This window comes from Kribbella antibiotica, from assembly GCF_004349055.1.
Lineage (GTDB): Bacteria > Actinomycetota > Actinomycetes > Propionibacteriales > Kribbellaceae > Kribbella > Kribbella antibiotica.
The window spans coordinates 1-7437 of the sequence record NZ_SMKX01000250.1; the positions used below are offsets into that span (position 1 = coordinate 1).

At 68.5% G+C, this 7437-nt stretch carries 7 protein-coding genes; 4 read left to right on the top strand and 3 right to left on the bottom strand.

Annotated elements, in window-relative coordinates; translation table 11 throughout:
- Positions 1 to 595: 595 nt before the first annotated feature.
- Positions 596 to 1789 (bottom strand): arginine deiminase, encoded by a 1194-nt coding sequence (locus tag E1263_RS41225; protein ID WP_132177732.1) that lies wholly within the window; start codon positions 1787 to 1789, stop codon positions 596 to 598.
- Between the two features lie 221 nt (positions 1790 to 2010).
- Here E1263_RS41225 and E1263_RS41230 point away from each other — a divergent pair, with 221 nt between their 5' ends.
- The 3 genes from E1263_RS41230 to E1263_RS41240 are packed head-to-tail and all read left to right on the top strand — an operon-like array spanning position 2011 to position 4679.
- A complete protein-coding gene (locus E1263_RS41230; protein WP_132177734.1) occupies positions 2011 to 2799 on the top strand; it encodes a glycosyltransferase in 789 nt (262 codons plus the stop codon).
- Positions 2796 to 4352, top strand: a complete 1557-nt coding sequence (locus E1263_RS41235) for an MptA/MptB family glycosyltransferase (RefSeq protein ID WP_132177736.1) — start codon at positions 2796 to 2798, stop codon at positions 4350 to 4352. Before E1263_RS41230 ends, E1263_RS41235 begins: the two co-directional genes overlap by 4 nt.
- Before the next feature lie 9 nt (positions 4353 to 4361).
- Positions 4362 to 4679, top strand: coding sequence for a cupin domain-containing protein (locus E1263_RS41240; protein ID WP_132177738.1), 318 nt, complete (start codon positions 4362 to 4364; stop codon positions 4677 to 4679).
- On the opposite strand, the gene larC is transcribed toward E1263_RS41240, so the two are convergent.
- Complete coding sequence (gene larC / locus E1263_RS41245; protein ID WP_132177740.1) at positions 4676 to 5953, bottom strand: nickel pincer cofactor biosynthesis protein LarC; 1278 nt, start codon at positions 5951 to 5953, stop codon at positions 4676 to 4678. The two genes, E1263_RS41240 and larC, sit on opposite strands and share 4 nt — an antisense overlap.
- Entirely contained in the window at positions 5950 to 6669 is a 720-nt protein-coding gene (gene larB / locus E1263_RS41250; protein WP_132177742.1) for a nickel pincer cofactor biosynthesis protein LarB, read from the bottom strand. The genes larC and larB overlap by 4 nt, the downstream gene beginning before the upstream one ends.
- Before the next feature lie 110 nt (positions 6670 to 6779).
- Between larB and E1263_RS41255 the strand changes: the two genes are divergently transcribed.
- A complete protein-coding gene (locus E1263_RS41255; RefSeq protein ID WP_238162044.1) occupies positions 6780 to 7259 on the top strand; it encodes a DUF4446 family protein in 480 nt (159 codons plus the stop codon).
- The last annotated feature ends 178 nt before the right edge of the window (positions 7260 to 7437 follow it).

A 7437-nucleotide genomic window follows, 5' to 3' on the forward strand; every position in this document is an offset into this window, starting at 1 on the left:
GCCCGGACCCCGTCCGGGGCCTTCGCCATTCCCCGCCCACTCGGGTTGGTGAGCGTCCGCGGTGTATCGCCCGCACTGATCAACCTCCCGCGCCCGGGGTGGTCGTCGAGCAGTCGGGCCTGCGCGCCAAGGTTCGAGCGCGGTTGGTCAGTGTCTGGGATTCGGAAGGCGGACCTCCATCACCCAGTAAGTCGCCCTCAACGTGGTCTGAGAGCGGTGGCCAGGCGTGGGGAGGCCGCGATGCTGTGGATTGGTGGGTGATGGCGGTCCGCCTCCAGGTCCGCTCGCCGATCCGCGGACGGGCGAGTGGGTTCACCGGGCTGCGTAGGGCGACGGGCGTCTAGCCGGCAGGCGGTAGCGGGCCGACGTACCACCGGTGCCGATCACTCCGCGAAGGGGCCGGGACGCGAGAAAGCCCCGGGGGTTAGCCGGGGCTTTCTCGAACGTGGACGGCCCAAGTCCTGCTGACGGGGGAGCAACAGGGCCTGGGCCTCCATGGAGAATACTCAGAAGAGGGTCACTCGGCAAGCCCCGATTTCACTCCGCGTGTCGTCCGCCTTACTGGTGCCGTCAAGTGAGCCCGTGAAGTAACGCGTCAGGCGGGATCGCGGAGGACCGGGCAGGACATGCAGCGGGGGCCGCCGCGGCCGGAACCCAGTTCGGAGCCGGCGATGCGGATGACTTCGACGCCGGATTCTTCGAGGCGCTGGTTGGTTTCGACGGTGCGCTCGTAGGCGATGCAGACGCGGGGGGCGAGGGCGAGGGTGTTGTTGCCGTCGTCCCATTGTTCGCGTTCGGCGGTGACCGGGTCGAGGCCGGTGTCGATGCGGCGGAAGGTGTCGATGCCGAGGGCCTTGGCGGCGGCGACGAGGAAGGGTTCGGACTCGGCGACGTGGAGTTGGTCGCCGTCGGCGGTGACGGCGAGGGCTCGCATCTCCTCGGCCATGTTCGGGTACATCAGCACGGCGTCGACATCGACCATCGTGCAGACCGTGTCGAGGTGCATCGTCGCCCGCTGCTGCGCGATCGGTACGGCGAGCACCGTGTGCGCCAGCCCCTTCGCGAACACGCGCCGAGCCAGCCGCTCGACACCAGCCGGCGTCGTCCGCTCACCCACACCAACCGCCAGCACCCCCGGGCCGAGCGCGAGCACGTCCCCACCCTCGACGTGTTCGAGCGTGTGGTCGTACACCTTGTCCGCCCCGGCGAACCGCGGGTGGAAGCCGTAGATCAGCTCGGTCAGCTGCGTCTCCCGAACGCGCGCCGGCATCGCCAGTGACGTCACAGCGACCGAGTCCCGGATCCACACGCTGGAGTCCCGTGTGAAGAGCAGGTTCGGCAGTGGGTCGATCAGGAAGTCTTCGTGCGCGAGCAGCGATGTGACCAGCCCGCCGCCGGCCCGCACCTCATCGTTCCGTACGCCGGCCATCAGCGCCTCGGCCAGCTGAGCCGGGTCAAGGGCAGTCAAAGCGTCGGCCAGGTACGAGCGCAGCGTGTCACCAAGCCGCAGATCCGCGATCGCACCGGAGACCGCCTGCGTGCGAGCGACTGGATCACCGAGCGCCTCGATCAGCAGCTCGTGGAGGTAGAGCACCTCGACGCCCCGGTCCCGCAGCACCTGGGCGAACGCGTCGTGCTCGTCCTGAGCCCGGCCGACCCACGGGATGCCGTCGAAGAGAAGCTTGTCGTTGTTGCGCGGGGTGAGTCGGCGGAGCTCGTTGCCCGGCCGGTGCAGCATCACTGTCCGCAGCGTGCCGACCTCACTGTCGACCCCGTACTTCTGGCTCATCTGCCCGCCCTCTCGTCGGTCCTGCCACCACGCTACGGCAGTCCCCTGATCACAGGCCTGCTGTCTGATTGTCCGACAATATCCTAGGATCGGCGAAGTGGTGAGCCCGAGCGGGTGTGGGCGCCGTCACCGGCGGAGGTGATCGTTCGAAAGGACGAATGTGGTCCAGGTGTCGCAGCTGAGGCGGGGGTTCGGCTGTCGAGCAACTAGGCTGCGGTGCTGTGTCCGGTGCTGATTCATCCCCTGAGCCGTTCGAGCGTGCCGTCGCCTGTGTGATTCCGGCGAAGGACGAGGCGGCGCGGATCGCGGCGACGGTCGACGCGGTGCACAAGCTCATCGGCGTCGATCTGGTGGTGGTTGTCGACGACGGTTCGTCCGACGGGACCGCTCAGGTGGCGGAGCGAGCCGGTGCGGTCGTGGTCCGCCACGACCGGAACCGCGGCAAGGCGGCCGCGATGGAGACCGGCGCGGCGGCGGTTGCCGAGCGCGACGGGGCTCGCCCGCGGCACCTGCTCTTCCTCGACGCCGATCTGACCGACTCCGCCGGCGCCGTGGCGCCCCTGATCGAGCCGGTGCAGGCCGGCCGTGCGGACATGACGATCGGCACGCTGCCGGTCCAGGTCCGTGCGGATGGTTCCAAGGCTGGTGGCCACGGTTTCGTGGTCAAGCTGGCCCGCGCCGGGATCCAGGAGGCGACTGGCTGGTCCCCGGAGCAGCCGCTCTCCGGCCAGCGCTGCCTCACCAGAGCCGCGTACGACGCCGCCGTACCGCTGGCTTCCGGCTTCGGCGTCGAGACCGCGCTCACCATCGACCTCGGCCGCAAGGGCTTCCGCATCATCGAGGTCCCGATCGAGGTGCACCACCGCGCCACCGGCACTGACCTGCGCGGCCAACTGCACCGCGGCCGCCAGTACCTCCACGTACGGCGCGCCCTAGCGGCCCGGAGCGCATTGCCGGCCGAGGGCGGCCCGTCGCTCCGCAGCCTGTTCCCCCGAAAGACCACCCCATGAGCACCGAAGTAACCGCCGACCCGCGCCTGGCGGAGCGGTACGGCAAACGCGCCGTCGCCCTCTACCTGGCCTGTACGGCGATGATCGTCGCGGTCGGCCTCCTCGGCCCGTCGGTGGTCGTGCTGACGCTCACCAACCGGCACGCCTGGCTCCCGTCGTACTGGTTCGACGCCAAGCCGAACGACTGGCTCGTCTCGGTCGGGATCTACGTCGCGATCCTGCTCGGTGGGATCGGCGTCTGGATGGCCCTCAAGGCACTCAAGCACGGCTGGGCCCCGCGGCTCAGCCGATTGGTTGCCCTAGGCATCGGTACGACGGCCGCCGTGACGATGGTGCCGCCGATGGCCTCGGGTGACGTGCTGATCTATGCGGCGTACGGGCGGATCATGACGCTCGGCGGCAACCCGTACACGACGGCGCCGGCCGACACCATCCGGCTTGGGTATGACCCGGTGATCGCCGCGACCGAGCGGCCGTGGCAGGGCGCACGCAGTGTCTATGGCCCGATCGCGACCTGGATCCAGTGGCTCTCGTCGCTGATCGGTGGCGACTCGATGCAGCTGACGGTGTGGATGCTGCAGTTGTCGGTCGCGATCAGCCTGGTCCTGACCAGCCTGCTGCTGTTCAAGCTCGTCGGCCCGAACCTGCCCGCCCGTCGTCGCATCGTGATGCTCGGGATGGCGAACCCGCTGCTGCTGTTCGCGGTCCTCGCTGGTGGACACAACGACTCGATCGCGGTCATGTTCGCCGTACTCGCCTTGGTGGCGCTGCGACGACATGTCTTCATGGCCGGAATCCTCATCGGTATGGCCGGCGCGACCAAGCTGTCTATCGGCCTGGTCGGTATCGCCATGCTGTGGTCGCTGCGCGGCGATCGGCGCAAGATGCTCCTTCTCTGCGGCGGTGGCGCGCTGGCGATGGGCGGTTTGTACGGCATCTTCGGCCTGCAGGCGTTCCAGCAGGCGCGCTCGCAGACGTCGTTCATCTCGACCGGTACGCCGCACAAGGTGCTGCTCAGCCTGTTCGACCTGTTCCTGCCGGGCGGCCTGGTCCGCACGGTCCTCGCCATCCTGGCGTGGGGCGGCCTGATCGTGGTCGCGATCCTGCTCTCGCAGGTGATGCCGAAGTCGCTGGTCCCGCAGACATATGCGGAGGACCCGGTGCCGGACGCCGTCCGCTACACCGCGATCCTGGCCATCGCTTGGGTGCTCACCGCGATGTACTCACTGCCCTGGTACGACGTCATCGCCTGGATGCCGCTCGCAGCGGTGGCCGCGTCGAAGGTCGACAAGTTCATGGTCGTCCGTACGACGATGCTGGCGATCGCCTACGTGCCTGGACGCGACCCGAACGCCCGTCAGGTCGCGGCGAGCCTGTCCGATTCGCTGGAGTTCTTCAGCGCGCGGCTGCGCGACACGATCTGCCCGGCGATCGAACTCGCCGTACTGGTCGGGTTGATCATCTGGTGCCGCCGCAACGGCGCTCAGTGGTGGCCGTACGACTGGCCGCGACGGAAGGCCAAAGCCGTTCCGGAGAAGGCTGCCGCGCGTTAACCTCGCCGGATGAAGAAGCTGGTGGGGGCGGGCGCGTTTGTGCACCGCGAGCCGAATGACTACGTCGAGCAACTCCGCACGGAGTCGATGTCGGTGGGGACGTATTCGATCCCGGTCGGCGGAGTGGACGACCAGGCGCCGCACCACCAGGAAGAGATCTACGTGGTGACGGCCGGCCGCGCGACCTTCGTGACGCCGGACGGTGCGGAGCCGATCGGGCCGGGCGATGTCCTCTTCGTTCCCGCTGAAAAGGAACATCGCTTCGTCGACATCACCGAGGACCTGTCGTTGCTGGTGGTCTTCGCTCCGCCGTACTCCGGTCGCTAGCCCCAGAGGTTCTCGGCGGCCGCGACCGCCTTGGCCATCACGGTTTTGACCGGACGCTTGAGCTCGGCCGCTGCCGTGACAACGTCCTCGTACTCCGGCTGCACGTTGACCACTTGGCCGTCGTACCGGGCGATCTTGATGCTGATCCGCTGGCCGTCGACCTCGACGCTGGTGAACTCGCGGTCGGCCGCGTGCTTGCGAATGTCGTACTCACGCAGGCCGATCGCGGTGGTCTCGGTCAGGACGACCCGCCGTACGGCGTCTGCGTTCGTGCTGCTGACGAGCACCGAGAGCGTGTGCGCCGGGCGGCCCTTCTTCATCAGGATCGGCGTCAGCCAAGCATCAGCCGCTCCCGCCTCCAGCAGCCGCTGCAGAACCGGCGGCCAGAGTCGCGGATCCAAGTCGTCGATGTTCGTCTCGTAGACGAGCTGGGTCGCAGCCCGCTCAGTCGTCTCGCCAACGATCACGCGCAGCAGGTTGGGCACCTCAATCGGGTCGCGTCCGCCGGCGCCGACACCCGTCCGGCCGACTCGCATCGGCGGCATCATCCCGAACTCGTCCGCCAACGTCGCCAGCAGCGCGGCCCCGGTCGGCGTAGTCATCTCGTACGGCGCCGTGCCCCCGATCACCGGCGCATCAGCCTCAGCCACGAGGTGCAGAACCGCAGGCCCCGGAATCGGAATCCCGCCATGCTGGCCCCGAACCTGCGTGCCGCCTCCCAGCGCGATGGTCGAAACCACCACCCGCTCGAGCCCAAGCGAAACAGACGCCGCCGCGACCCCCACGATGTCGGCAATCGCATCCAGCGCGCCCACCTCATGGAAGTGCACACCCTCAACATCCACCCCATGAGCATTGGCCTCAGCCCGAGCCAACCGCCCAAACGTGTCCAGCGCCCGCTCCCGTACGACGCTCTCCAGCTCAGCCGCCTCGAGAATCCGCCGCACCTCGCTCCAGGGACGAGTAGGCCCATGACTGTGGTCGTGGGACTCATGCCCATGTCCGTGGCCGTGCCCATGACCGTGGTCGTCCGCGGTAGGAGCCGCCACCTCCCCCGGAACGTTCTCCGGGTGTAGCTCTCCGTCCACCTCGACGGACGCCTTCAGAGCGGCGATCTGATGCCGGGCGGTCCGGCTGACCTGCACTGACAGCGAGGGGTCCACTGCGGCGACCGCTGCATTCACATACGCCAGGTCGGCGCCGGCATCCAGCAACGCGCCCAGGAGCATGTCACCGGAGGCGCCGGCGGAGCAGTCGATCCAGGCGACCTTCACGACTCGTCCTTCGTCTCGCGGGGTGCTGAGCGGCGGGCCACGCGGGCGGCGAAGACGCCGGCGCCGAAACCGTTGTCGATGTTCACCACGGTCACGCCGGGGGCGCAGGAGTTCAGCATGCCGAGCAGCGCGGCCACTCCGCCGAAAGAGGCGCCGTACCCGACTGAGGTCGGCACAGCGACCAGCGGTACGCCGACGAGGCCGCCGACGACGCTGGGGAGCGCCCCTTCCATTCCGGCGACGACGATCAGGCAGTCCGCCTGGTCGAGCTGCTCACGGACCCCGAGGATCCGGTGCAGCCCGGCCACACCCACGTCGGTGATCATCTCGACATTCGCGCCGAAGACTCGGGCAGTCGTCGCCGCCTCGAGCGCGACCGGCGCATCCGACGTACCGGCGGCCACCACGGCCACAGTCCCGCGCAACACCGGCGTAGTGCCCAGGACCGCCGTACGGCCGACTGGGTCAACCACAGCCTCCGGCAGCGCCTCAGAGACTGCGGCCTGGGCCTCAGGTGTCAGACGGGTCGCCAGTACGGCGTTGTCGGGGTGCGTGGCGTGCAGAGTGCGCAGGAGCTCGACCACCTGGGACGGGGTCTTGCCGGCGCCGTACACCACCTCGGCGTCGCCGGTGCGTTCCAGCCGGTCGGTGTCGAGACGGGCGTAGCCGAGGTCGTGAACCCCCGGCTGTGGTCCTTGGTCAGGCAAATGTGTCACGTCGTGAATCTACGTGGCCGCGGCCCCGGACACCTCTTCCGGCCGTCCTTCTGCACGCTCCGCAACCACCTGAGTACTCAGGTAAACCCTGATGCCTTAGGCTCTCGTGCGTGTCTTCGACGTTAGCCGGTGCCTTCGGGATCGCTGCCCTGTTCGTGGCGGTCCTCGCCCTCGTGTTCGCCATCCAGGCGGTCCGCGGTCAGGCCGGTACGACGCCCGCCGCCCAGCCTGTCGCTCCGGAGCCCGAGCTGGAACCGCAGCCCGAGCCCAAGCTGGGCACGGTCAAGGGTGAGCTGCGCAAACTCGGCAAGGACATCGAGGTCACCCGCGCCGAGGTCCGCGAGACCCTCCAGCACCTGGCGATGGTCCGCTACGACGCGTTCGGCGACACCGGCGGCAAACTCTCCTGGTCGCTCGCGCTCCTGGACAACAACGGCCACGGCGTCATCCTCACCTCGATCAACAGCCGCTCCGACGCCCGCACCTACGCCAAGGAGATCCGCTCCTTCGCCAGCGAGTCCAAGCTCTCCCCCGAAGAGGAAGAGGCGCTGGAAACCCTCCGCAAAGAGGCCGGCCCCACCGTCGCCTGACCCCACCGCCACCTCGTGGGTTAACCCATGAGGTTGTGGGTTCTTGACCCTCATGGGCGGGTTCTCGTGGTCGTTGCAACGCCTCGATTTGAGGAGTTGCGATGTCTGTGTCGTTGGCTGTGGATGTTGAGCGTCATGGCGGTGTGTTGTTGCGGATGGTTGATGGCGGGGTCGCGGT

Bases quoted from the DNA above. Each gene is read 5' to 3' on its own strand.
- E1263_RS41240 (WP_132177738.1), top strand. From the start codon at position 4,362: ATGAAGAAGCTGGTGGGGGCGGGCGCGTTTGTGCACCGCGAGCCGAAT.
- E1263_RS41235 (WP_132177736.1), top strand. From the start codon at position 2,796: ATGAGCACCGAAGTAACCGCCGACCCGCGCCTGGCGGAGCGGTACGGC.
- E1263_RS41225 (WP_132177732.1), bottom strand. From the start codon at position 1,789: ATGAGCCAGAAGTACGGGGTCGACAGTGAGGTCGGCACGCTGCGGACA.